The sequence below is a fragment of the Pseudomonas sp. PICF141 genome (assembly GCF_002286815.1).
In the GTDB taxonomy this organism is placed as follows: domain Bacteria; phylum Pseudomonadota; class Gammaproteobacteria; order Pseudomonadales; family Pseudomonadaceae; genus Aquipseudomonas.
In genome coordinates this window covers 36,169-58,645 of the sequence record NZ_MUNM01000063.1, presented here as the reverse complement: position 1 = coordinate 58,645, position 22,477 = coordinate 36,169, and the positions used below count along the sequence as shown (strand labels likewise).

At 59.7% G+C, this 22,477-nt stretch carries 22 protein-coding genes; 12 read left to right on the top strand and 10 right to left on the bottom strand.

What is annotated here, in order from left to right:
- Nucleotides 1-115 precede the first annotated feature (115 nt).
- Nucleotides 116-1,798 (top strand): class II poly(R)-hydroxyalkanoic acid synthase, encoded by a 1,683-nt coding sequence (gene phaC, locus BZL43_RS17475; RefSeq protein ID WP_095633462.1) that lies wholly within the window; start codon nt 116-118, stop codon nt 1,796-1,798.
- A gap of 59 nt (nt 1,799-1,857) precedes the next feature.
- Nucleotides 1,858-2,478: a TetR/AcrR family transcriptional regulator gene (locus BZL43_RS17470; RefSeq protein ID WP_095633461.1), complete on the top strand. Its 621-nt coding sequence runs from the start codon at nt 1,858-1,860 to the stop codon at nt 2,476-2,478.
- Between the two features lie 256 nt (nt 2,479-2,734).
- On the opposite strand, the gene BZL43_RS17460 is transcribed toward BZL43_RS17470, so the two are convergent.
- The 3 genes from BZL43_RS17460 to BZL43_RS17450 all read right to left on the bottom strand — a co-directional run bounded on the left by BZL43_RS17460 (nt 2,735) and on the right by BZL43_RS17450 (nt 4,478).
- Nucleotides 2,735-3,520: a phasin family protein gene (locus BZL43_RS17460; RefSeq protein WP_095633459.1), complete on the bottom strand. Its 786-nt coding sequence runs from the start codon at nt 3,518-3,520 to the stop codon at nt 2,735-2,737.
- A gap of 10 nt (nt 3,521-3,530) precedes the next feature.
- Complete coding sequence (locus BZL43_RS17455) at nt 3,531-3,953, bottom strand: phasin family protein (protein WP_095633458.1); 423 nt, start codon at nt 3,951-3,953, stop codon at nt 3,531-3,533.
- A gap of 249 nt (nt 3,954-4,202) precedes the next feature.
- The gene (locus tag BZL43_RS17450; protein ID WP_095633457.1) at nt 4,203-4,478 is read right to left on the bottom strand and encodes a polyhydroxyalkanoic acid system family protein; all 276 of its coding nucleotides are present in this window, start codon (nt 4,476-4,478) and stop codon (nt 4,203-4,205) included.
- 155 nt (nt 4,479-4,633) lie between these two features.
- On the opposite strand from BZL43_RS17450, the gene ubiE reads away from it, so the two are divergent.
- From ubiE to BZL43_RS17400, 10 genes are all read left to right on the top strand, one after another.
- Nucleotides 4,634-5,404 carry a bifunctional demethylmenaquinone methyltransferase/2-methoxy-6-polyprenyl-1,4-benzoquinol methylase UbiE gene (gene ubiE / locus BZL43_RS17445; protein WP_008005057.1) on the top strand — a complete coding sequence of 257 codons (771 nt, stop codon included), beginning with the start codon at nt 4,634-4,636 and terminating at the stop codon, nt 5,402-5,404.
- A complete protein-coding gene (locus BZL43_RS17440; RefSeq protein ID WP_095633456.1) occupies nt 5,404-6,027 on the top strand; it encodes an SCP2 domain-containing protein in 624 nt (207 codons plus the stop codon). The genes ubiE and BZL43_RS17440 overlap by 1 nt, the downstream gene beginning before the upstream one ends.
- Nucleotides 6,024-7,628, top strand: a complete 1,605-nt coding sequence (gene ubiB, locus BZL43_RS17435) for a ubiquinone biosynthesis regulatory protein kinase UbiB (RefSeq protein ID WP_095633455.1) — start codon at nt 6,024-6,026, stop codon at nt 7,626-7,628. The genes BZL43_RS17440 and ubiB overlap by 4 nt, the downstream gene beginning before the upstream one ends.
- Nucleotides 7,629-7,768: 140 nt before the next feature.
- Nucleotides 7,769-8,170 (top strand): phosphoribosyl-AMP cyclohydrolase, encoded by a 402-nt coding sequence (gene hisI / locus BZL43_RS17430; RefSeq protein WP_095633454.1) that lies wholly within the window; start codon nt 7,769-7,771, stop codon nt 8,168-8,170.
- The gene (locus BZL43_RS17425; protein ID WP_007899279.1) at nt 8,163-8,495 is read left to right on the top strand and encodes a phosphoribosyl-ATP diphosphatase; all 333 of its coding nucleotides are present in this window, start codon (nt 8,163-8,165) and stop codon (nt 8,493-8,495) included. The genes hisI and BZL43_RS17425 overlap by 8 nt, the downstream gene beginning before the upstream one ends.
- Nucleotides 8,496-8,518: 23 nt before the next feature.
- Nucleotides 8,519-8,797, top strand: a complete 279-nt coding sequence (locus BZL43_RS17420; RefSeq protein WP_095633453.1) for a twin-arginine translocase TatA/TatE family subunit — start codon at nt 8,519-8,521, stop codon at nt 8,795-8,797.
- A gap of 10 nt (nt 8,798-8,807) precedes the next feature.
- Nucleotides 8,808-9,239, top strand: a complete 432-nt coding sequence (tatB, locus tag BZL43_RS17415) for a Sec-independent protein translocase protein TatB (protein WP_095633452.1) — start codon at nt 8,808-8,810, stop codon at nt 9,237-9,239.
- Nucleotides 9,236-10,030: a twin-arginine translocase subunit TatC gene (tatC, locus tag BZL43_RS17410; RefSeq protein ID WP_095633451.1), complete on the top strand. Its 795-nt coding sequence runs from the start codon at nt 9,236-9,238 to the stop codon at nt 10,028-10,030. Before tatB ends, tatC begins: the two co-directional genes overlap by 4 nt.
- Nucleotides 10,027-10,734, top strand: coding sequence for a 16S rRNA (uracil(1498)-N(3))-methyltransferase (locus BZL43_RS17405; protein WP_095633450.1), 708 nt, complete (start codon nt 10,027-10,029; stop codon nt 10,732-10,734). The genes tatC and BZL43_RS17405 overlap by 4 nt, the downstream gene beginning before the upstream one ends.
- 261 nt (nt 10,735-10,995) lie before the next feature.
- Nucleotides 10,996-12,912, top strand: a complete 1,917-nt coding sequence (locus BZL43_RS17400; protein ID WP_095633449.1) for a methyl-accepting chemotaxis protein — start codon at nt 10,996-10,998, stop codon at nt 12,910-12,912.
- A gap of 200 nt (nt 12,913-13,112) precedes the next feature.
- Here BZL43_RS17400 and mdoH read toward each other — a convergent pair whose 3' ends face one another.
- The 7 genes from mdoH to hutG form a co-directional block, all read right to left on the bottom strand.
- Complete coding sequence (mdoH, locus tag BZL43_RS17395) at nt 13,113-15,683, bottom strand: glucans biosynthesis glucosyltransferase MdoH (RefSeq protein ID WP_095633448.1); 2,571 nt, start codon at nt 15,681-15,683, stop codon at nt 13,113-13,115.
- A complete protein-coding gene (locus BZL43_RS17390; protein ID WP_095633447.1) occupies nt 15,676-17,496 on the bottom strand; it encodes a glucan biosynthesis protein G in 1,821 nt (606 codons plus the stop codon). Before BZL43_RS17390 ends, mdoH begins: the two co-directional genes overlap by 8 nt.
- A 321-nt stretch (nt 17,497-17,817) precedes the next feature.
- Nucleotides 17,818-18,255 (bottom strand): D-aminoacyl-tRNA deacylase, encoded by a 438-nt coding sequence (gene dtd, locus BZL43_RS17385; protein WP_095633446.1) that lies wholly within the window; start codon nt 18,253-18,255, stop codon nt 17,818-17,820.
- Nucleotides 18,252-19,223, bottom strand: a complete 972-nt coding sequence (pip, locus tag BZL43_RS17380) for a prolyl aminopeptidase (protein WP_095633445.1) — start codon at nt 19,221-19,223, stop codon at nt 18,252-18,254. The genes dtd and pip overlap by 4 nt, the downstream gene beginning before the upstream one ends.
- A gap of 105 nt (nt 19,224-19,328) precedes the next feature.
- Nucleotides 19,329-20,258, bottom strand: coding sequence for an alpha/beta hydrolase (locus BZL43_RS17375; protein ID WP_095633444.1), 930 nt, complete (start codon nt 20,256-20,258; stop codon nt 19,329-19,331).
- Nucleotides 20,259-20,443: 185 nt separating this feature from the next.
- Nucleotides 20,444-21,391: a choline ABC transporter substrate-binding protein gene (locus tag BZL43_RS17370; protein WP_095633443.1), complete on the bottom strand. Its 948-nt coding sequence runs from the start codon at nt 21,389-21,391 to the stop codon at nt 20,444-20,446.
- A 273-nt stretch (nt 21,392-21,664) separates the two neighbouring features.
- The gene (gene hutG, locus BZL43_RS17365) at nt 21,665-22,468 is read right to left on the bottom strand and encodes an N-formylglutamate deformylase (protein WP_095633442.1); all 804 of its coding nucleotides are present in this window, start codon (nt 22,466-22,468) and stop codon (nt 21,665-21,667) included.
- Nucleotides 22,469-22,477 lie beyond the last annotated feature (9 nt).

Genomic DNA, 22,477 nt, shown 5'->3' with positions numbered 1-22,477 from the left:
TGTTTATGAAAAGGAGTCGGCAGGAGGCCGTGCCGCGCAACAACCCGCAACAACGTCTATGGTGTTTTGTTCGGGTGTGTCTGTTTTTGGCCTGATGACGAAGGAGTGTTAACTCATGCGCGACAAACCAGCGAAGGGCACTTTGCCCACTCCCGCTGCATTCATCAATGCTCAGAGTGCGGTTACCGGTCTGCGCGGCCGGGACCTGCTTTCGACCTTGCGCAGCCTGGCCACCCACGGCTTGCGCAACCCGGTGTATACGGCCCGGCATGCCTTGAAGCTGGGCGGCCAGCTAGGCCGCGTGTTGTTGGGTGAAACCCTGCACCCGACCAACCCGCAGGACAGTCGCTTCACTGACCCGACATGGAGCCTCAATCCTTTTTATCGCCGCAGCTTGCAGGCCTATCTGAGCTGGCAGAAAGAAGTCAAAAGCTGGATCGACGAAAGCAACATGAGCCCCGACGATCGTGCCCGCGCGCACTTTGCCTTTGCCTTGATCAATGACGCCGTGGCGCCGTCCAATACGCTGCTCAATCCGCTGGCGATCAAAGAGTTTTTCAACTCCGGCGGCAGCAGCCTGGTGCGGGGTATCGGCCATCTGGTCGACGACGTCCTGCACAACAACGGCCTGCCACGACAAGTGACCAAACAAGCATTCGAGGTGGGCAAAACGGTTGCCACCACGACCGGCTCGGTGGTGTTTCGTAATGAACTGCTGGAACTGATCCAATACAAGCCGATGAGCGAAAAGCAGTATTCCAAGCCATTGCTGATCGTGCCGCCGCAGATCAACAAGTACTACATTTTCGATTTGAGCCCCCATAACAGCTTCGTTCAGTTCGCCCTTAAAAACGGTTTGCAGACTTTCGTTATCAGCTGGCGCAATCCCGATGTGCGTCATCGCGAATGGGGGTTGTCGTCTTACGTCGAAGCCACTGAAGAAGCGATGAATGTATGCCGCGCAATCACCGGTGCACGGGAGGTCAACTTGATGGGGGCCTGTGCTGGCGGGCTGACCATTGCCGCATTGCAAGGGCATTTGCAGGCCAAGCGACAGCTACGACGGGTATCCAGCGCGACCTATCTGGTCAGCATGCTCGACAGCCAGATAGACAGCCCCGCTACCCTCTTCGCCGACGAAGAGACCCTGGAAGCGGCCAAGCGCCGCTCGTATCAGAAGGGCGTTCTGGAAGGTCAGGACATGGCCAGGGTGTTTGCCTGGATGCGTCCCAACGACTTGATCTGGAATTACTTCGTCAATAACTACCTGATGGGCAAGGAGCCGCCGGCGTTCGACATCCTCTACTGGAACAATGACAACACGCGTCTGCCAGCAGCGTTTCATGGCGACCTGCTGGATTTTTTCAAGCACAACCCGCTGAGTCATCCGGGCGGCCTGGAAGTATGCGGTACGCCGATCGACCTGCAGAAAGTCACCGTCGACAGCTTCAGCGTGGCAGGCATCAATGATCACATCACCCCGTGGGACGCGGTGTATCGCTCGACATTACTGCTGGGGGGTGAGCGCCGCTTCGTGCTGTCCAACAGCGGTCATGTACAGAGCATTCTCAACCCACCGAACAATCCGAAAGCCAACTACATCGAAAATCCGAAACTGAGCAGCGACCCGCGTGCCTGGTATTACGACGCCAAGCGCGTCGACGGTAGTTGGTGGACGCAATGGCTTGACTGGATCCAGGAACGCTCCGGCGCACAACACGAAACCCAAACGGCCCTCGGCAACCAGAACTATCCACCGATGGAAGCGGCACCCGGTACTTACGTGCGCGTGCGCTGACGTTTAACCAACCACGGCCGCCAATGGCCGTGGCATGACTCGACCATTAAGAAGACTGGATGAAAACCCGCGACCGGATTCTCGAATGTGCCCTGCAGTTGTTCAATCAAAAGGGCGAACCGAATGTGTCCACCATGGAAGTGGCCAACGAAATGGGCATCAGCCCAGGCAACCTCTACTACCATTTCCACGGCAAGGAACCGCTGATCCTCGGGCTGTTCGAGCGCTTCCAGGCCGAGCTGACACCCTTGCTCGACCCACCGTCCGATGTGGAACTGGGCCCCGAGGATTACTGGCTGTTCCTGCACCTGATCATCGAACGCCTGGCCCATTACAGGTTTCTGTTCCAGGACCTGTCGAATCTTGCCGGCCGCCTGCCGAAACTGGCCAAGGGGATACGCAACCTGCTCAATGCGCTAAAGCGCACACTGGCTTCATTGCTGGCGCAATTGAAAGCTCAGGGTCGATTGGTCAGTGACACCCAGGCGCTGGGGCAACTGGTGGAGCAAATCACCATGACGTTGCTGTTCTCGCTGGACTATCAACGAATTCTCGACCGTGAAGGTGAAGTACGACTGGTTGTGTATCAGATCATGATGCTGGTGGCACCGCACTTGCTGCCGCCGATCAAGATTGCGACCGAGCGGTTGGCGTTGCAGTACCTCGAAGAGCACGACTAATCCTGTAGCAGCGAGGCTTGCCCGCGAACAACGATAACGCGGTATTCCTGATGGACCGAGGCGGCTGGTTCGCCGGCAAGCCTGGCTCCTACAGGAGCGGGCTTGCTCGACAAACTAAAACGCCCGACCTTCGCAGGCCGGGCGTGATCGTTCCCATGCTCCGCGTGGGAATGCAGCCGGTGACGCTCTGCGTCACTGCCGCAATGGATGCGGAGCGTCCGGTGAGGCATTCCCACGCGGCGCGTGGGAATGATCATCAGGACTGACTGGTTGGCGTCGATGGAGCCGGCGCGGCAGTCTGGCTTACAGCAGGAGTCGGCGCAGCGGCGGAATTCGCCGTGCTCGCCGTGCTCACCGGGGTCGCCGGTTTGGCGGCAGCCGCTGCTGGTTTCGGGGCGGCGGCTTTCGGGGCTGCCGGTTTTTTCACTGCAGGTTTCTTGACTGCTGGCTTTTTCGCAGCGGCGGGTTTGGCCGCTGCAGTTTTAGCTGCAGGTTTTGCGGCCGCTTTGGCCGCAGGTTTCGCCGCGGCAGTTTTGGTTGCCGGTTTGGCGGCAGCCTTGGCCAATGGTTTGGCTACGCTTTTGGCTGCTGGTTTGGCTGCCGCGGTTTTCGCCGCAACAGGCGCAACCTTGGCACCGGTGAGTTTTTCGATTTGCTTGGTCAGGGTATCGACTTTGCTGTGCAGTGCCTTGACCTCATTGCGGCTCGGTACACCCAGGCGCGAAATGGCGCTGTTCAGACGTTTGTCAAAAGCCCCTTCCAGCTCATCCCATTTGCCCAGTGCGCGATCCTTTACACCGCTGATGCGCGATTTGGCCGAGGAAGCAGAGTCCTTGGCGGCATCGACTTTCTTGCCGACAGCACTCTTGGTGAGCTTCTCGGCTTTCTCGCCGTCCTTAACCAGTGCATCGAAGAGCTTGCTGCCGTCAGTGTCGATCTTCGAGTACACGCCTAAACCAGCCAGCCAGATCTTGCGGGAGTAGTCTTCGACCTTCCCGATCCACGAGCTGCCTTCTTTTTCAGTATTCTTTTTACCAGCCATCCCGTTCTCCTTAAGATTTACGCGCGACACGTTCGAGCAATGCCGTCAGCTCATCGAGCTTAGCAGAGAGTGTCTCAACGTCATGTTTAGACGGAATGCCGATACGATTCAAGGCACTTGCGATACGCGTATCGAAAGCCCTTTCGACTTTGTCGAGTTGAAGTTCGACTTTGCCTTTGAAAGTGCTCACTTCACTCTTGGCTTCATCGATCTCGGCATTGGCCGCTTCAAGCTTTTCAGTGACTACTTTTTTGCCTTTCTTTTCAACAGCTTGACCAGCCTTGATCAGCTCTTGAACGTACTCGCTGCCCTCTTGGCCGACCTTGGTGTAAGCCCCAAGACCGGCGAGCCAGATCTTGCGGGCATACGATTTGACGTCGCCCTGGGCGTTTGTCTCAACGTCGACTTTTTTCTTCGAAATAACTTTGGCCATGGTGCACCTCACGCGCAGAAGGGTCGAGGAACTGCCCGCAGAGAGTCGGGCTCAGGCACAAAGTAGTGAGAATAATTAGAAACGGCACCCTAACAACTGACACAAACCTTCGGGCGCACCACAAACAAATGTGGGAGCGGGCTTGCCCGCGAAGAGGCCTGTATATCCGCAATATCTCCTGCGGCAGGAATATCGTCTTCGCGGGCAAGCCCGCTCCCACAGGGTTTCTCATGTCACAGAAAGAATGGATTAAGCCAACGCTTTATCCAGAGCTCTTTCGATTTCCGATTTGATCGTGCCGCTCATGGGGGACATCAACAGGCCCAGTTCGACATCGACCTTGATCGAGTCCTCGCCCACATACACCGCCCCTTTGACACCCGTGCGCCTCAGACTCAGGGTGTCGCCGGACCACTGCGGCTCCAGGCCATATTGTTCGGACAGCTTCTGTGCCAACTGGTCGGCCTTCTCGCGGGCCGCTTCCTTACCCAGGTGGTGGGCACGTTCAACACTAATACGGGCCATCGAATGACTCCTGCTTTATCGTGACTTGCTCAAGACATCTTGACCCTGCATGCGTCAAAACGTCCCGGTAGTTGCCTATCTTACCTGCAGCCTTGCCAAGACAAAGCAGGCCACCGGGATTAGAATGTCCCGCATTCTTTTTTGGTGACAGCGATATGACTGATCAGCGCAAAGGCAGCGATGCCGAACCCACCACTCACTTCGGCTTCAAAAATGTTCCGGAGAGCCAGAAAGCGGAAAAAGTCGCTGAGGTTTTCCACTCGGTAGCCGCCAAGTATGACCTGATGAACGACCTCCTGTCGGGCGGCATGCACCGCCTGTGGAAGCGCTTCGCGATCGAGCTGTCGGGCGTGCGCACCGGTAACCGCGTGCTGGACATCGCCGGCGGCACGGGTGACCTGACCCGCAAGTTCTCGCACCTCGTTGGCCCGACCGGTCAAGTAGTGCTGGCGGACATCAACGAATCCATGCTCAAGGTCGGCCGTGATCGCCTGCTGGACCTGGGTGTATCGGGCAATGTCGAATTCGTCCAGGCCGACGCTGAAAAGCTGCCGTTCCCGGACAACCATTTCGATTGCGTGACCATCGCCTTCGGCCTGCGCAACGTGACGCATAAAGAAGACGCCCTGCGCTCGATGCTGCGCGTGCTGAAACCGGGTGGCCGTCTGTTGGTGCTGGAGTTCTCCAAACCGACCAACGCGCTGATGTCCAAAGCCTACGACGCCTACTCGTTCGCCTTCATGCCGTTGATGGGCAAGCTGATCACCAATGATTCGGAAAGCTATCGCTACCTGGCCGAATCGATCCGCATGCACCCCAATCAGGAAACCCTGAAGTCGATGATGGTCGAGGCCGGTTTCGATCGTGTGACCTATCACAACATGACCGCAGGCATCGTCGCTCTGCACCGTGGCATCAAACCCTGATGGTGCTGGCCGGCCTGCTTGCCAGCGTTGAACTCGGCCTGAACCGGGTGCTGCGTCTCGACAGCACGGCCCTGCCGCGGCTGGCGCATTTGAGTGGCAAGGTGATTGCCGTCGACTGCCGCAGCCCGGCGTTGCAACTGTTCATCCTGCCCAGCGATGAAGGCCTGATGCTCGCCTCGCAGTGGGAAACCGCTGCCGATTGCACCTTGCGCGCACCGGCCTCAAGCCTGCTCAAGCTGGCGACGAGCAAGGACAAGACGTCGGTGCTGCATGCCCCGCAAGTCGAACTCGACGGCGACAGCGGCGTGCTGCTGGAACTGGCGGCAATCCTTCAGGACCTCGAACTGGACTGGGAATACGAACTCTCGCGCTGGCTGGGACCTGTGGCCACGCACCTGATTGGCGGTCATCTGCGCAGTCGCGCACGTTGGTATCAGCAAGGATTCGCCAGCCTGAACCAGAACCTGGGCGAATACCTGGCCGAAGAATCCCGCGCCCTGGTCGGTCAGCGTGAAGCTGACGCCCGTTTTAATGAACTGGACCAGATCAAACTCGATCTGGAACGTCTCGAGGCGCGTTTCCAGCGCCTTTCCCGATCCCTCGACCCAAGCGATAACGCATGAAGCTGCTTGCCGTCCGCCGTTTGTTGCGCATCCAGCGCGTTGTGATTCGCTACCGCCTCGATGACTTGCTGTTCGCCCTGCCACTGCCCTGGTTTTTGCTGGCGCTGCGCTATGCCTTGCCGTGGCGCTGGTTTCCGCGCAAAACACTGGACCTGAGCCGTGGCGCGCGACTGCGCCTGGCGTTGCAGGACCTGGGGCCGATTTTCATCAAGTTCGGCCAGATTCTTTCGACGCGCCGCGACCTGCTGCCCGAAGACATCGCCGATGAACTGATGAAGCTGCAGGACCGCGTGCCGCCCTTCGACTCGCAAGTGTCGATCCGGCTGATCGAAGAGCAGCTCGGCAAAAAAATCAGCGAAGTCTTCAGCCGTTTCGACGTTGAACCGCTGGCCTCGGCCTCGGTGGCGCAAGTGCACGCCGCGCAGCTGAAAACCGGTGAAGAAGTCGTCGTGAAAGTGATCCGCCCGGGCCTGAAACCGATCATTGCCCAAGACCTGGCGTGGCTGTTCATCCTCGCCCGCGCCGCAGAAAAACTCTCCGCCGATGCTCGCCTGCTGCACCCGGTGGACGTGGTCAGCGACTACGAAAAAACCATCTACGACGAACTCGACCTGCTGCGCGAGGCGGCTAACGCCAGCCAGTTGAAGCGCAACTTCGAAGGCTCGCCATTGCTCTATGTGCCGCAAGTCTTTTGGGACTGGTGCCGGCCGAAGGTGCTGGTGATGGAGCGCATCTACGGGATTCAGGTCACCGACCTCGCAACACTGGCCGACCAGCGCACCGACATGAAAATGCTCGCCGAGCGTGGTGTGGAGATCTTCTTCACCCAGGTGTTCCGCGACAGCTTCTTCCATGCCGACATGCACCCCGGCAACATCTTCGTCAGCACCGTGCAACCGTGGAGCCCGCAGTACATTGCGATCGACTGCGGCATCGTCGGCAGCCTGACCCCGGAAGACCAGGACTATCTGGCGCGTAACCTGTTCGCGTTCTTCAAGCGTGATTACCGGCGTGTCGCGCAGTTGCACATCGATTCGGGCTGGGTGCCGGCGGAAACCAAACTCAATGAGTTCGAAGCAGCGATCCGTACCGTGTGCGAGCCGATCTTCGAAAAACCGTTAAAAGATATTTCCTTCGGCCAGGTACTGATGCGCCTGTTCCAGACCGCTCGACGCTTCAACATGGAAGTGCAACCGCAGTTGGTCCTGCTGCAAAAAACCTTGTTGAACATCGAAGGTCTGGGCCGTCAGTTGTACCCGGACCTGGATCTGTGGAATACCGCCCAGCCGTTCCTCGAACGCTGGATGCGCGAGCGCGTCAGCCCCAAAGCCTTGTTAAGCAACGCGCAGAGCCAGTTCGAGCAGATCCCGCATCTGGCCAACATGGCCCGCGACCTGCTCGAGCGCATGTCACAGCCCCATGCCAACGACCCGCCACCCCCTTGGCACAAACGCAAGGACGACTGGTTCCTGCGTCTGCTCGGCACTGCTCATCTGGCCGGTGGCACGATACTCGCCGCCGGCGGCCCGCTGAACGAATTGGGGCATTGGCCCGCCGGTATCATGGTGGCGGTCGGCTTGTATCTGGTCGTTCGTCGATAGCAGTAATCAGCTGCAAGTTATAAGCTGCAAGCTTCAAGCGTCGGGTTCAAGAACTTAAAACTCTCAACACTGGCACAACGCAACATTGCCTTTACTTGCGGCTTGAAGCTTGTAGCTTGTAGCTGCTTCAGGAACTGAAGATGAAAAACTGGCTGGACGAGATCAAGTGGGACGCCGATGGCCTGGTGCCGGCGATTGCCCAGGATCACAAGACCGGACGCGTCCTGATGATGGCCTGGATGAACCGCGAAGCGCTGCAATTAACCGTTGCCGAGAACCGTGCCATTTACTGGTCACGTTCCCGTGGCAAGCTGTGGCGCAAGGGCGAAGAGTCCGGCCACGTGCAAACCCTGCATGAGATGCGCCTGGACTGCGACGCTGACGTGATCATCCTGATGGTCGAGCAGATCGGCGACATCGCCTGCCACACAGGCCGTCAGAGCTGCTTCTATCGCGTCTTCGAAAACGGCGACTGGAAAACCGTCGATCCGGTGCTGAAAGACCCGCACGCTATCTACTGCGCAGGACATACCCATGAGTGACACCCTGACCCGTCTGGCCCAGGTGCTGGAAGAGCGCAAAGGCGCCGCTGCCGACAGCTCGTATGTCGCCAGCCTGTACCACAAGGGCTTGAACAAGATTCTGGAAAAAGTCGGCGAAGAGTCGGTCGAAACCATCATTGCCGCCAAGGATGCCGCCATCAGCGGTGACTGCAGCGATGTGATCTACGAGACCGCCGATCTGTGGTTCCACAGCATGGTCATGCTCGCCCAGCTGGGGCAGCATCCACAGGCTGTGCTCGATGAACTGGACCGTCGCTTCGGTCTGTCCGGACACGCCGAGAAAGCCTCTCGCCCGTCCGCCTGAACACTATTAGAGAGGAACACAACATGGGCATTTTTGACTGGAAACACTGGGTCGTCATCCTGATTGTCGTGGTGCTGGTGTTCGGCACCAAGAAACTGAAAAACCTCGGCACTGACGTGGGCGAGTCGATCAAGGGCTTTCGTAAAGCCATGAACGACGACGAGAAACCGGCCGACCCGACAGCAACCCCGGCCCAACCGGTTCCGCCTGTCCAGCCACAGGCCACAACGTCGGTGAACCCGCCGCACACCATCGACGTGCAGGCGCAAAAAGTCGAAGAGCCGATCCGCAAAGACTCGTGAGCACTGACTAATGTTTGGTATCAGCTTCTCTGAACTGCTGCTCGTCGGCCTCGTCGCCCTGCTGGTGCTGGGGCCCGAGCGTCTGCCGGGTGCTGCGCGCACCGCAGGCCTGTGGGTCGGGCGGCTGAAGCGCAGCTTCAACGCGATCAAACAGGAAGTTGAACGTGAAATCGGTGCCGACGAGATTCGCCGGCAACTGCACAACGAGCACATTCTGTCCCTGGAGCAGGAGGCGCGGAAGATCTTCACGCCGACTCAACAGGAGCCGACGCCAGTGGAACCTGTGGCGACGCAAACGATTCATGCGCCGACAGCTGACGCTACACCGGTGGTGGCAGCCGCTGAACCTGCACCTGCCACTCCAGTAGAAGCTGTTGCTCCTGCCGCCGCGCCGACAACGCCGGCACCTCATGACCCAACATTGCCGCCGCGAGCCCCATGAGCGATCTCCCTGAAAACGACCAGCACATGCCGCTGGTTTCGCACCTCACCGAGTTGCGCACCCGTCTGCTGCGCTGTGTAGCGGCGATATTCATCATCTTCGCCGGGCTGTTCGCCTTCACCCAGCAGATCTACACCTTCGTCTCCACGCCGCTGCGCCAATACCTGCCGGCGGGCGCAACGATGATCGCCACTGACGTGTCATCGCCGTTCCTGACGCCGCTGAAACTGACCATGATGGTCTCGCTGTTCCTGGCGATCCCGGTGATCCTGCACCAGATCTGGGGCTTTATCGCGCCGGGCCTGTACAAGCATGAGAAGCGCATCGCGGTGCCGTTGCTGGTCTCCAGCATTCTGCTGTTCTACACCGGCATGGCCTTCGCCTATTTCCTGGTGTTCCCGCTGATCTTCAAGTTCTTCGCCGCCGCCACCCCGGCCGGCGTGGAAATGATGACCGACATCACCAGCTACCTCGATTTCGTCATGACGCTGTTCTTCGCTTTCGGCGTGGCGTTCGAGATTCCGGTGGCTGTGGTGTTGCTGGTGTGGATCGGCGTGGTCAACGTCGCCTACCTGAAGAAAATCCGCCCGTATGTGATCATCGGTTGCTTCGTGGTCGGCATGATCCTGACACCGCCGGACATCTTCTCGCAGACGTTGCTGGCCGTTCCGATGTGGTTGCTGTTCGAGATCGGCATCCTGTTCGGCAGTTTGATCAGCAAGCGTGGCGATCATCCGGACGATCAACCGGCTGACGATCACAACGACCAGCCGCCAGCGACCCAAGCGTGAACCTGCTGCTCCTCGAAGAGGCCGATTTCATTGCGGCCGACCGGGCGATCCTGCGCGATCGACGGTTGACCCACATGCAGGAAGTCCACCGCTCGGTGGTCGGCGACAGCCTGCGGGTCGGGCGTATCGGCGGCTTGATGGGCTCGGCCGAATTGCTGCGCCTGGACGCCGATGAAGCCGAGTTGCGCGTCACCCTCGACCAGCCACCACCGCCCAAGCTGCCGCTGACGTTGGTGCTGGCTTTGCCGCGACCGAAAATGCTCCGTCGCGTGTTTCAGACCGTCGCCGCCATGGGCGTGCCGCGCATCGTGCTGGTGAACAGCTATCGCGTCGAGAAGAGCTTCTGGCAAACCCCATTCCTGGAACCCGAGGCGATTCGCGAGCAATTGATCCTGGGCCTTGAACAAGCCCGGGACAGCGTGTTGCCGGAAATCGTCATCGAGAAACGCTTCAAGCCCTTTGTCGAAGACCGTTTGCCGGCCATGACCGAAGGCACCCTGGGCCTGGTCGGTCATCCCGGTAATTACCCACCCTGCCCTCGCGGCCTGGACGAGCCGGTGACGTTGGCCATCGGCCCCGAAGGCGGCTGGATTCCTTACGAAATCGATTTGCTGGCCAAGGCCGGCCTGCAACCGGTGCAACTTGGCGAGCGCATCCTGCGAGTAGAAACTGCCGTTACGGCGCTGCTCTCGCGGCTGTTTTAACGTCCAAACATCATACCTGTGGCGACGGGGCAACCTGTAGGAGCGAGGCTTGCCCGCGAAGAACGATGACGCGTCATGCCTGAAAAACCGCGGTGCATTCTTCGCGGGCAAGCCTCGCTCCTACAGGATCTTCGTCGCTCAAATTTCTTGTCATTGGGGCAACCCCCTCGCCACCCGAGCATTGCGCCGCGCCTACAGAATCTCGCCTGCCTGCCGATACAGCCCCCATAAAACCAATTAATGGTCCGAGGGAGTAGCAGCATGTACCGTTGGCTAGCCGAGAAACTGGGAAACGTAAGCGTCAATCGCAAACTGGGTGTCGGCTTCGGTCTGGTGCTGCTTCTGACCTTGGTGATCACCTTTACCGGCTGGACGGGCCTGAGCGGTGTGATCAGCCGTGGCGATACACTGGGGTTTATCTCCAGCCTCAATGAGCTGACCAAAGACCTGCGCCTCGCCCGCCTGGATTACGACATGCGCCGTGGCGAACAAGGCCCGGGCGCCGTCAACGAGCTGATCGGCCAACTCGAGACCGGCCTGAAAACCGCCCGCACGCTGATCGAACAGCCTGCCGAAGTGGCAATGATCGATCAGCAATTGGCCGCGGTCAGCGAGTACAAACGCGCTTTCGCGGACATGATTCAAGCCACCGCCACCCGCGAAGATGCTCGCAGCAAATTGGGTGCCACTGCCGACAACGCTGTCGCCCGGGTCGCTGAAGTCGAAAAATCCATGCTCCAGGGCGACAGTGTCGCCCAGTTCAACAGCGTGATCGAACTGAGCAAACTGATTCAGCAAGCGCGTTTCCAGGTTCGCGGCTACACCTACAGTGGCAAGCCCGAAGCCGAGCAGCCGGCGCTGGACGCCATTGGCAATGCTCTGAAGAACCTCGAAAGCCTGCCCTCTCAACTGCCGGAACAACACATCACCAACCTGCAACAAGCGACCGACTCGCTCAAAGCCTATCGCGCGGCGGTCAGCCAGTTCCGCGACTCCCAGATCGCCAGCGCTGCCGCCCTCAAACGCATGAGCGGGCAAGGCGACATTCTGTTCGAGGTCAGCAAAAAGCTCACCGTCTCGCAAACTCTCGTGCGTGACACCGATGCGGCACATGCCAAAAACCTGCTGCTGTTGGCCACCGTCCTGGCGTCAGCCTTTGGTTTGTTCGCGGCTTGGGCCATCACTCGCCAGATCATCATTCCCCTGAGCCAGACCCTCAAAGTGGCCGAGCGTGTCGCCGCCGGCGACCTGACTCACAACCTGACTTCCGAACGTCAGGACGAATTGGGTCAGCTGCAGCGCGCCATGCAGAGCATGACCCTGGGCCTGCGGGAACTGATCGGCGGTATCAGCGACGGCGTGACCCAGATCGCCAGTGCCGCTGAAGAGCTGTCCGCCGTTACCGAACAAACCAGCGCGGGGGTCAACAGCCAGAAGGTCGAGACCGATCAAGTGGCCACCGCCATGCACGAAATGACCGCTACTGTGCAGGAGGTCGCGCGCAACGCCGAGGAAGCGTCCGAAGCTGCCGTCGCCGCCGACCAGCAGGCCCGCGAGGGTGACAAGGTGGTAGGCGAAGCCATCGCCCAGATCGAGCGCCTGGCCGTGGAAGTCGGCAACTCCACCGCCGCCATGGGCGATCTGAAACGCGAAAGCGACAAGATCGGCAGCGTGCTCGACGTGATCAAGTCGGTAGCCCAACAAACCAACCTGTTGGCACTCAACGCCGCCATCGAAGCCGCCCGGGCCGGTGAGGCCGGGCGTGGTTTTGCGGTGGTCGCCGACGAGGTTCGCAGCCTGGCCCAGCGCACCCAGAAGTCCACCGAAGAAATCGAAGAGCTGATCGTCGGCCTGCAAACCGGTACTCAGCAGGTCGCGACCATCATGGACACCAGCCGCAGCCTGACCGACAGCAGCGTCGAATTGACCCGCCGCGCCGGCGGTTCGCTGGAAAGCATCACTCGCACCGTATCGGCGATCCAGTCAATGAACCAGCAGATTGCTGCCGCTGCCGAGCAACAGAGCGCAGTGGCCGAAGAGATCAACCGTAGCGTGCTGAACGTACGGGATGTGTCCGAGCAGACCTCGGCCGCCAGCGAAGAGACCGCGGCCTCCAGCGTCGAGCTGGCGCGGTTGGGGACGCATTTGCAGATGCTGGTGGGGCGGTTCAAGGTTTGAGCTGATGCGGGTATCCCGGTGCGCTTGGAACCGGGGGTGATGCAATCGCGGGCAAGCCCGCTCCCACAGGATCCTGCCATCCATGTAGGAGCGAGGCTTGCCCGCGAAGGCTTCTCCACCGTTCTCACAGAATTTGCGCCCGCCCCAAAAAGCAGCAGGCGAAAAAAAGCCCCGCTTCCTTTCGAAAGCGGGGCTTTTCATCAGGCCAGCTGAGGCTGCACGCTCACAGGCTTGAGCGGCAACAGCGGCGCATGAGGATCGGCATTCACCGATGTGCGCCAGGCTTGCAGCCACTCAGCGTGGCCTTCGTTCCAGACTTGGTCATGCAAGCGACCCAATGCCACCGGATCACTGAGCAGGGCCACACGTTCGTTGTTGGTCAACCCGGCAGGCCCGACCTTGATCGCATGACGAACCCGCTCGATGCGTAACCCTTCGATCGGCTCGGCCTGACGGTGACGAGACGTCGCCAGTGCACACGCCAAAGCGTTCTGCTGAGGATCGACCACTGACCGGACGAAGCCGTCGTTCAGTGCATGCCAACGGTTTTCGTGGGTGTACTGATCGGTCGCCAGCAATTCCTGTGGCGGGGCATATTCCTCAGGAATCAGGAACAGGCTTTCGTCACGGGACTTCAGGCCCAGGCCGACACGACTGGAAATCACGGATACCGGGATCGACAGCATCAGCGAACCGACGATCGGCACCAGCCACCACAGGAAGCTCGGGTTCAGCCAGATCACCAACAGAGCCCAGAAGAAGCCCAGCAAGGTTTGCGGGCCGTGGCGCTTGACCGCTTCGCCCCATGGCGTGGAGTCGTCGTCACGTTGCGGCGAGTTCCAGGTCGCGGCCCAGCCGAGGAACGCGGCGAGTACGAAACGGGTGTGGAAGATCATCCGCACCGGCGCCAGCAGCATGGAGAACAACATCTCCAGCAGCATCGACAGCGTCACCTTGAACTTGCCGCCGAACTCTTTCGCGCCCTTGGTCCAGATCAGGATGATGCTCAGCAATTTCGGCAGGAACAGCAGCACGATGGTCGTTGAGAACAGCGCAATTGCCTTGTCCGGCTGCCATTGTGGCCACAACGGATAAAGCTGACGCGGTTCCAGGAAGTATTGCGGCTCCATCAACGTGTTGACCGCCAGCAAGGCAGTCGACAACACCAGGAACAAGAACCATAACGGTGCAGACAGGTACGACATCACGCCGGTCAGGAACACCGCGCGGTGTACCGGGTGCATGCCCTTGACCAGGAACAGGCGGAAGTTCATCAGGTTGCCGTGGCACCAGCGACGGTCACGCTTGAGTTCGTCCAGCAGGTTCGGTGGCAGTTCTTCATAGCTGCCCGGCAAGTCGTAGGCAATCCATACGCCCCAACCGGCACGACGCATCAGCGCAGCTTCGACGAAGTCGTGGGACAGAATCGCGCCGGCAAACGCGCCTTTACCGGGCAACGGCGCCAGGGCGCAGTGCTCGATGAACGGCTTCATGCGGATAATCGCGTTGTGCCCCCAGTAGTGGGATTCGCCCAACTGCCAGAAGTGCAGGCCGGCGGTGAACAACGGACCATACACACGCGTGGCGAACTGCTGCATACGCGCATAAAGGGTGTCCATACCCGACGCACGCGGCGCGGTCTGGATGATCCCGGCGTCCGGCGTGGCTTCCATCAGGCGCACCAGGCTGCTCAGGCATTCGCCGCTCATCACGCTGTCGGCGTCGAGCACGACCATGTACTTATAGTCACCGCCCCAACGACGGCAAAAGTCGTCGAGGTTGCCGCTTTTGCGTTTTACGCGGCGACGACGGCGGCGATAGAAAATCTTGCCGAAGCCCTTGGCTTCACGGCAGACGTCCAGCCAGGCCTGCTGCTCGGCAACGCAGATGTCGGCATCGTTACTGTCGCTGAGGACGAAAAAGTCGAAGCGATCCAGGTTACCCGAGGCCGCCACCGATTCGAAGGTCGCCCGCAAACCGGCGAACACCCGCGGCACGTCTTCGTTGCAGATCGGCATCACCAGGGCGGTGCGTGCGTCCTTGGCGATCGGCTCGTTGCCGGCACTGGCGCCGGAAATGCGGTACTTGTCACGGCCGGTGATCAGCTCGAGGAAGCCCATCAGCGCCGTCCAGAAACCGGCCGAGACCCAGCAGAACAGAATCCCGAACATGATCAGAATGCTGGTTTGCAAGGCGTAGGGCAGCACTTGCGTGGCGGTTTGGATCAGAGGCTGATGCAGGACTTCTTCAAGGTCGACGAACGACCAGCCCTGATACGGCATGATGCCTTTCATGTACCAGCCGGCGACGATCGTCTGACCGAGCATCAGCACCAGAAGGATGTAGCGTCGGATCGAACCGACGGTGCGCCAGCGAGCCGCCGGCAGCACGTTCTCATCCTTCGGCGGGGCCGGCGGATTGGTGCGACCGGTCAAGCGACGCCAGCCACGCACCAGAATATTGGTGCGCCAAGGCTCGGGCACGACTTTGGTCCGACGGATCGGTGGGGTTGCCTTCAGGCAGACCCGACCACTGGCATCGAGCACCAGCATTTCCGCGTCCGCCAGCTCTTCGGCGGTGTTCAGGGTCAGGCGCCGGCCAACCGAGGCTTGAGCAGCCTCGGTCGGCGCGTCGAACGTCGAGGACGACAGACGTTCGTGCAGTTCACTGAAAGACTTGCAGCTCGCGAGTTCCGCGCGCTGCTCGTCGCTCATCGGCAAATGCGCCAGGTACTCGGCAAGCGATTGTGGCTGTACGTGTGAATTACTCATCGGCGGGCAACTGATAGCTCCAGGTCTCGGTCAGGACTTGTTCAGTCGGTGCCGATTCCGTTGTGGCTGGGGCCGCTTGGGCAGCGACAGGCTGCTTGGCGTCTTTGTTGTCCTTGTCCTTGGTGTCCTTGTCCTTGGTGTCCTTGACCTGCTGGGCTTGCGCCTCAGCCTGCCTGGCTTCCTTGTCCTTCTTCTCTTGCTGGCGGGCGGCGATCTTGTCGGCCTTGGCAACGGAAGAACTGGACGCTGGCGCCGCAGTCTTGAGCGCCTCGGCAGGCGTGATGTTCTTGACCAGCGCAGCGCGCATTTCGGTGGCCTTGCTCGGATCCTTGATCTTCATCCGCAACGTCAGGCGCCAGCCCTTGGTTTCAGGGTTGTAACGGACATTGTTCTCGACCAGTTCTGCGTTGTCGCCAACGCTCACCTGGCTGCGCACCTCAGCATCTTCCGGCAGGACTTGCAGGGACGGGCCCTGGAAATCCACCAGATAGGCCACGCTGCCGTCTGGCTGACGAATCAGGTTCGACTGCTTGACGTCACCCGTGGAACGCAGGGTCTGTTGAACCCAGGCGCTGTCCGGCGAATGCAGGGAGGCTTCGTCGAGGGTCCAGTGCATGCGGTAGGCAACGTCCAGGGACTGGCCAGGCTCAGGCAGCTTTTCCGGGCTCCAGAAGGCGACGATATTGTCGTTGGTTTCGTCGGCCGTAGGAATCTCTACCAGATCGACGGAGCCTTTGCCCCAATCGCCTTTCGGTTCGATCCAGGCACTTGGGCGCTTGTCGTAGCGGTCATCGAGGTCTTCGTAGTGACTGAAGTCACGGCCACGTTGCAGCAAGCCGAAACCGCGCGGGTTCTCGATCGAGAAGTTGCTCACCGACAGGTGTTTTGGATTGTTCAGTGGGCGCCAGATCCATTCGCCGTTGCCGGCATGGATCGACAGGCCGCTGGAATCGTGCAGTTCGCGACGGTAGTTCAGCACTTTCGATGGCTGGTTGGCGCCGAACAGGAACATGCTGGTCAACGGTGCAACGCCCAGCTTGGTGACTTTGTCACGCAGGAACATTTTGGCTTTGACGTCGACGACCGTGTCGCTGCCTGGACGCACGGTCAGGCGATAGGCGCCGGTAGCACGCGGCGAATCCAGCAGGGCGAAGATCACCAGGTGCTTGTCGCCCGGCTTGGGCTGTTGAATCCAGAACTCGGTGAAGCGCGGGAACTCTTCGCCGGATGGCAATGCAGTATCAATGGCCATGCCGCGAGCGGAGAGCCCGTAGGTTTGCCCCTTGCCGATGACACGGAAGTAGCTCGCGCCAAGCATGGTCATGATTTCGTCTTGCTTGTCGGCCTTGTTGATCGGGTACAGCACACGGAACCCGGCATAACCCAGTTGTTCGGTGGCTTTAGGGTCGAACTTCACGTCGCCGAAATCGAAACGACTTGGGTCGTATTTGATCTCTTCGACGGTGTTGGCCGTGATTTCGTTGATTTTCACCGGTGTGTCGAAATGCATGCCCTGGTGATAGAACGAAAGCTTGAAGGGGGTCTTCTGGTTCGCCCATTCGGCTTTTTCCGTGAGGAACCGGATTTTTTGATAGTCCGCGAATTTCATCTCGCGAAATTCATTCGGCAGGTTACTGCGCGGGGCTTCGTACTTTTGCCCGGCCAGCTCTTTTGCCTTGACCGATACGTCATCCAGATTGAATGCCCAAAGTTGGCCGGCGCTGAACAGGCAGAGCAGTGCAGAGCCTGCTACCAGAGCGCTTCGAAACCGTTTGGCAGACAATTTTGGTGCATTACAGGGACTAACAATCACGAGCAACCCTCGCCGAAAACAGATCAAAAAACCAACGGCCAGTTAAAGTGCCAGCACGGTGTGCGGTGGAAAAAAACCGACCCTGCGAACGACTCTTGCCAAGTTGGCGAGCATTGTTCCGACTCCTATGGGGCAAAATGATTCCCCAACAGGTACCGGACAAGTCTCTACCTAAGTCAAAACGGACCAACGAACGCTGATCCCCGTAGCGCGCGATTATCTAGCAGGCCGCGTTACAACGCATCAGGGGGAACCAAGTATTTATCGGGAAAAGTCCCCGTTTTCAGCTGAAATACCCTTAAAAAGATGTTTCAAGCGCTTTCACGTCTGCAACAGGAAGGTTACCGGGCCATCATTGACCAGGTGCACCTGCATATCCGCGCCGAATCTACCTGATGCCACAGTGCCATGCATCTGTTTCGCTTTACCGGTCAGATAGTCGAACAGCTCCTCACCCAAAGCTGGAGGAGCCGCAGTCGAAAAACTTGGGCGCAACCCGTTTTTGGTGTCAGCGGCCAAGGTGAACTGCGAGACCAACAGCAACCCGCCGCCTACATCCGCCAAGGACAGGTTCATCTTGCCCTCGGCGTCATTGAATACTCGATAGTTAAGCAGTTTGTGCAGAAGTTTGTCGGCGCTGGCCCGAGTATCGTCGGGCTCGACGGCGACCAGCACCAGCAACCCCTGATCTATCGCGCCAACCACCTCTCCCGCAACCTCGACTCGCGCGCCTCGCACGCGTTGTAGCAGGCCCTTCATGCTTCGTCAGGCGACAAGTCGAGCATACGACGGGCCATCAGATCGGCGGCGCGTACCAAGGCATCCGTGATACCTGTTTCGGATGCCGCATGGCCGGCGTCGCGAATTACCTGCAATTCACTGTTCGGCCAGGCTTGATGCAGTTCCCAGGCATTGTCCAACGGACAAATCACGTCGTAGCGACCATGAACGATGATGCCCGGCAGATGGGCGATCTTGGCCATGTCGCGAATCAGCTGGTTAGGCTCCAGGAAAGCATTGTTGGTGAAGTAGTGGCACTCGATACGGGCGATGGACAGCGCACGCTGAGGCTCGGAGAAGCGGTCGACCACCAGCGGATTCGGCCGCAGGGTCGCAGTGCGCCCCTCCCACATGGACCAGGCCTTGGCCGCATGCATCTGGGCGATCTGATCGTTGCCGACCAGACGCTTGTGGAACGCCGACAGTAAGTCATGGCGTTCGTCCTGGGGGATCGGTGCGATGTAGTCCTGCCAGTAATCGGGAAACAGACGACTGGCGCCACATTGGTAGAACCATTCGATTTCCTGGGGACGGCAGAGAAAAATCCCACGCAGAATCAAACCGTGCACGCGCTCCGGGTGGGTTTGTGCGTAGGCCAAAGCCAGTGTCGAACCCCAAGAGCCTCCGAACAGCAGCCATTTGTCGATGCCCAGGTGCTTGCGAATCCGCTCCAGATCGGCGACCAGATCCCAGGTGGTGTTGTTTTCCAGGCTGGCGTGGGGCGTGGAGCGACCGCAACCACGCTGGTCAAAGGTGACAATGCGATACAGGTTCGGATCAAAATACCGGCGGCTCTGGGCATCACACCCGGCGCCGGGGCCGCCGTGGATGAACACCACCGGCAACCCTTCCGGCGAACCGCTTTCGTCGACATACAGCGTGTGGGTTTTATCGACGGCCAGATCGTGCCGGGCGTGGGGTTTGATCTGCGGGTACAAAGTCTGCATTGCGCGCTCCGTAAGGGGTCGAGGTCATCCCTGGGGGGACTTCTTTTATTCTGCCGTCCGGCATCATAAACCCGAATTACGTCAATGAGCATGTCCCTTGCAGCGTCAGAGTTTGTCAGCCGTCGTCTCAGCCACATAGCCGAGCAGGGTTTCATAGAGCCGGTCGACCTCGATGACCTGCCCCCGCGCCCGCAAACAGCCGTGAACCAGCCCTTCCCCGTAATAAAGCCTTGCGCCCACACCTGCCGCGTTGAGTCGCTCGGCGTAAAGCACGCCGTCATCGCGCAGAGGGTCGAACTGCGCCACGGCGATCAACGCCGGAGGCAGACCGCTGAAATCGTCGGCAAGCAAGGGCATCGCATAGGCACCCGGTTGGCGGATACCGCCTAAATACAACCCGTGATAACACTCCAGATCACTGCTGCCGAGCAAAGGCGCATCGGCGCATTCGCTGCGCGACGGCAATCGGTGATCGCCACCCAGCCCCGGATAGATAAGAACTTGCGCGCACGGCATCGGCTCACCGGCATCGCGTAAAGCCAGGCACAACGCAGCAGCAAGGTTGCCGCCAGCGCTGTCGCCTGCCACCAAGGTATGCGCAGGATCGAGCCGAAACGGTCCTGTGCGCAAAGCGCGCCAGACACTCAGGCAGTCATCGAACGCCGCTGGAAATGGGTGCTCCGGCGCCAACCGATAATCGACGGCGATCACCAGCGCACCGAGCACCGACGCCAGTTCGGCACAGATGAAGGCGTGGGAGTCCAGATCCCCCACCACCCAACCACCGCCGTGCAGGTACACGATGCACGGCCAACCGTTGGTCGGTGGCGGGACCGAGGGTTGCCAGGAGCGCAGAGCTACGCCTGCCAACTCGAAATCGACCACCTCAAGCCCTGCGGGACAAGGCGGGGTAAACGCCCGACACATGTCGTTGTAGGCCTGACGCAAACCGGCGGGGCTGCTGTCGGTGCTGTTGAAGCTGAGGGTTTTCTCGACGAAAGCCGCCATCTGTTCAGAGAGTGGATAAGGAGCCATGAGCCTGCAGCCAGCCAAATAGAGGGAATCAAAAAATTTGAACGATGCAAGTCCCGTGGGAGCGTGGCTTGCCCGCGAAGAATGCACCGCGGTTTTTCAGGTATTACGCGTCATCGTTCTTCGCGGGCAAGCCACGCTCCCACAAGTTCTGCGCCCCCCTCGCCAAAGTGATCCCGCTCGACCAGTCAGTTCTTCAAACGAGCCTGAACGGTAGCCACACCGTCCTTGCCATCAAAACTGCTGACACCTGCCAGCCAGCGCTGAAGATCTTCAGGATGATCACGCAGCCATTGCCTGGCGACATCCTGTGGCGTCTTGCGCTCCATGATCGGCACCATCAACTGGCTTTCCTGGGCAGCGGTGAAGGTCAGGTTGGCCAGCAAGCGGTTCACGTTCGGGCAGCGCTCGGCGTAGTCGGGTGCCGTCACGGTGGAGACGGTCGCCGCGCCCTCGTTCGGGCCATAGACGTCTTCGCTACCGGTCAGGTAAGTGACGTTCATGTTGATGTTCATCGGATGCGGGGTCCAGCCGACGAACACCACGAACTCCTTGCGATTGACCGCCCGCTGAACGGCGGCAAGCATGCCAGCCTCACCGGATTCGATGAGCTTGAAGTCCTTCAAGCCAAAGTGATTGGTCTCGATCATGGTTTTGATCGTGGTGTTGGCGCCGCTGCCCGGCTCGATGCCGTAGATCTTGCCGCCGAGGCGGTCTTTGAATTTCTCGATATCACTGAAGGTTTTCAAACCTGCCGCGGCCACGTAGTCAGGAACCGCAAGCGTCGCCTGGGCGTCGGCCAGGCTCGGTTTTTCCATGACCTTCACTTGATTGGCGGCCACGAACGGGGCGATGTTCTTATCCATCGCCGGCTTCCAGTAACCAAGGAAGATGTCCAGGCGCTTGTCGCGGATGCCGGCGAAGATGATTTGCTGCACGGCGCTGGTTTGCCTGCTTTCGTAGCCAAGGTCATTGAGCAACACATCGGCCATGCCGCTGGTGGCGATGACGTCGGTCCAGTTGACCACGCCCATGCGTACGGTCTTGCAGGACGGGTCGTCACTGGCCAGAACGCTGGTGCTCAGAATAGTCGTGCCGCAGAGGATTGAGAGACAGCGGGTGAACAGTCTTTTCATTGGGAAGGTTCTCGTACGGCAGCGGATTATTGTCGGGCCGGTGTCTTTGTGCACCGTGCCCGGAACATTACGCAGCGTCGAGAGGGTAAAAGCGAACTGTAGCGACCGTGTTTTGCACGGTGGCGACTGTCTCAATCGATCGTTCCCATGCTCTGCGTGAGAATGCAGCCCGTGACGCTCCGCGTCACTGGACGCGGAGCGTCCCTGGAGGCATTCCCACGCGGAGCGTGGGAACGATCAGTAGGAGCTGCCGCAGGCTGCGATCTTTTGATCTTATGCTTTGTAACGTTGTTGCCCCCACGCCAGCAGCCCTTGCAGCAATTCCCTGAGCACCACTTGCGTCGGCGCCGCCAGGTCCGGGCGATAGCGGAACGGCTCGAACTCTTCCATGTACGTGCACTGACCCAACTCCAGTTGCACAGCGTGGATGTTCTCGGCCGGGTTGCCGTAATGCCGGGTGATGTGACCGCCCTTGAAGCGACCGTTCAGCACATGGCTGTAATCGCCATGCCGTGCGCAGACGGCTTCCAGTTGAGTGGCCAACCGGGGATCGCAACTGGCGCCATTGAAGGTGCCGAGGTTGAAGTCCGGCAGCTTGCCGTCGAACAGGTGCGGAATGATCGAGCGGATCGAGTGTGCATCGAACAGCAGCGCGTAGCCGAATTCGGCTTTCAGCCGCGCCAGTTCTTCCTGCAAGGTGCGGTGATACGGCGTCCAGATGTGTTCCAGATAAGTCGCCCGTTCGGCAGCCGATGGTTCCAGCCCTTCGCGAAACAATGGAATGCCGTCGAACAGCGTCGCGGGGTACAAACCAGTGGTGGCGCCGACATATAAAGGCTTGTCGTCGGACGGTCGGTTCAGGTCGATGACAAACCGCGAGTACTCGGCGGCCAGGGTGCTGGCGCCCAGTTCGGCGGCGAATTCGTAAAGCCGGGGGATGTGCCAGTCGGTATCGGGCAGGCTTTTCGCGTCGGGGATCAACCCGGCTTCGACTGCCGGGGTCAGACGCAAGCCGGCGTGGGGCATGCTGATCAGCAGCGGCACGCGGCCTTGTTTGAAGTTCAGAACCTTATCCACAACCACTCT

What these genes read in the sequence shown, in the direction of transcription:
- BZL43_RS17400 (WP_095633449.1), top strand. Translation starts at nt 10,996, where the DNA reads ATGTACCGTTGGCTAGCCGAGAAACTGGGAAACGTAAGCGTCAATCGC.
- BZL43_RS17375 (WP_095633444.1), bottom strand. Translation starts at nt 20,258, where the DNA reads ATGGCTCCTTATCCACTCTCTGAACAGATGGCGGCTTTCGTCGAGAAA.
- tatB (WP_095633452.1), top strand. Translation starts at nt 8,808, where the DNA reads ATGTTTGGTATCAGCTTCTCTGAACTGCTGCTCGTCGGCCTCGTCGCC.
- phaC (WP_095633462.1), top strand. Translation starts at nt 116, where the DNA reads ATGCGCGACAAACCAGCGAAGGGCACTTTGCCCACTCCCGCTGCATTC.
- tatC (WP_095633451.1), top strand. Translation starts at nt 9,236, where the DNA reads ATGAGCGATCTCCCTGAAAACGACCAGCACATGCCGCTGGTTTCGCAC.
- BZL43_RS17370 (WP_095633443.1), bottom strand. Translation starts at nt 21,391, where the DNA reads ATGAAAAGACTGTTCACCCGCTGTCTCTCAATCCTCTGCGGCACGACT.
- dtd (WP_095633446.1), bottom strand. Translation starts at nt 18,255, where the DNA reads ATGAAGGGCCTGCTACAACGCGTGCGAGGCGCGCGAGTCGAGGTTGCG.
- mdoH (WP_095633448.1), bottom strand. Translation starts at nt 15,683, where the DNA reads ATGAGTAATTCACACGTACAGCCACAATCGCTTGCCGAGTACCTGGCG.
- BZL43_RS17440 (WP_095633456.1), top strand. Translation starts at nt 5,404, where the DNA reads ATGGTGCTGGCCGGCCTGCTTGCCAGCGTTGAACTCGGCCTGAACCGG.
- BZL43_RS17455 (WP_095633458.1), bottom strand. Translation starts at nt 3,953, where the DNA reads ATGGCCAAAGTTATTTCGAAGAAAAAAGTCGACGTTGAGACAAACGCC.
- BZL43_RS17420 (WP_095633453.1), top strand. Translation starts at nt 8,519, where the DNA reads ATGGGCATTTTTGACTGGAAACACTGGGTCGTCATCCTGATTGTCGTG.
- ubiE (WP_008005057.1), top strand. Translation starts at nt 4,634, where the DNA reads ATGACTGATCAGCGCAAAGGCAGCGATGCCGAACCCACCACTCACTTC.
- hisI (WP_095633454.1), top strand. Translation starts at nt 7,769, where the DNA reads ATGAAAAACTGGCTGGACGAGATCAAGTGGGACGCCGATGGCCTGGTG.
- BZL43_RS17425 (WP_007899279.1), top strand. Translation starts at nt 8,163, where the DNA reads ATGAGTGACACCCTGACCCGTCTGGCCCAGGTGCTGGAAGAGCGCAAA.
- BZL43_RS17460 (WP_095633459.1), bottom strand. Translation starts at nt 3,520, where the DNA reads ATGGCTGGTAAAAAGAATACTGAAAAAGAAGGCAGCTCGTGGATCGGG.
- BZL43_RS17470 (WP_095633461.1), top strand. Translation starts at nt 1,858, where the DNA reads ATGAAAACCCGCGACCGGATTCTCGAATGTGCCCTGCAGTTGTTCAAT.
- pip (WP_095633445.1), bottom strand. Translation starts at nt 19,223, where the DNA reads ATGCAGACTTTGTACCCGCAGATCAAACCCCACGCCCGGCACGATCTG.
- ubiB (WP_095633455.1), top strand. Translation starts at nt 6,024, where the DNA reads ATGAAGCTGCTTGCCGTCCGCCGTTTGTTGCGCATCCAGCGCGTTGTG.
- BZL43_RS17450 (WP_095633457.1), bottom strand. Translation starts at nt 4,478, where the DNA reads ATGGCCCGTATTAGTGTTGAACGTGCCCACCACCTGGGTAAGGAAGCG.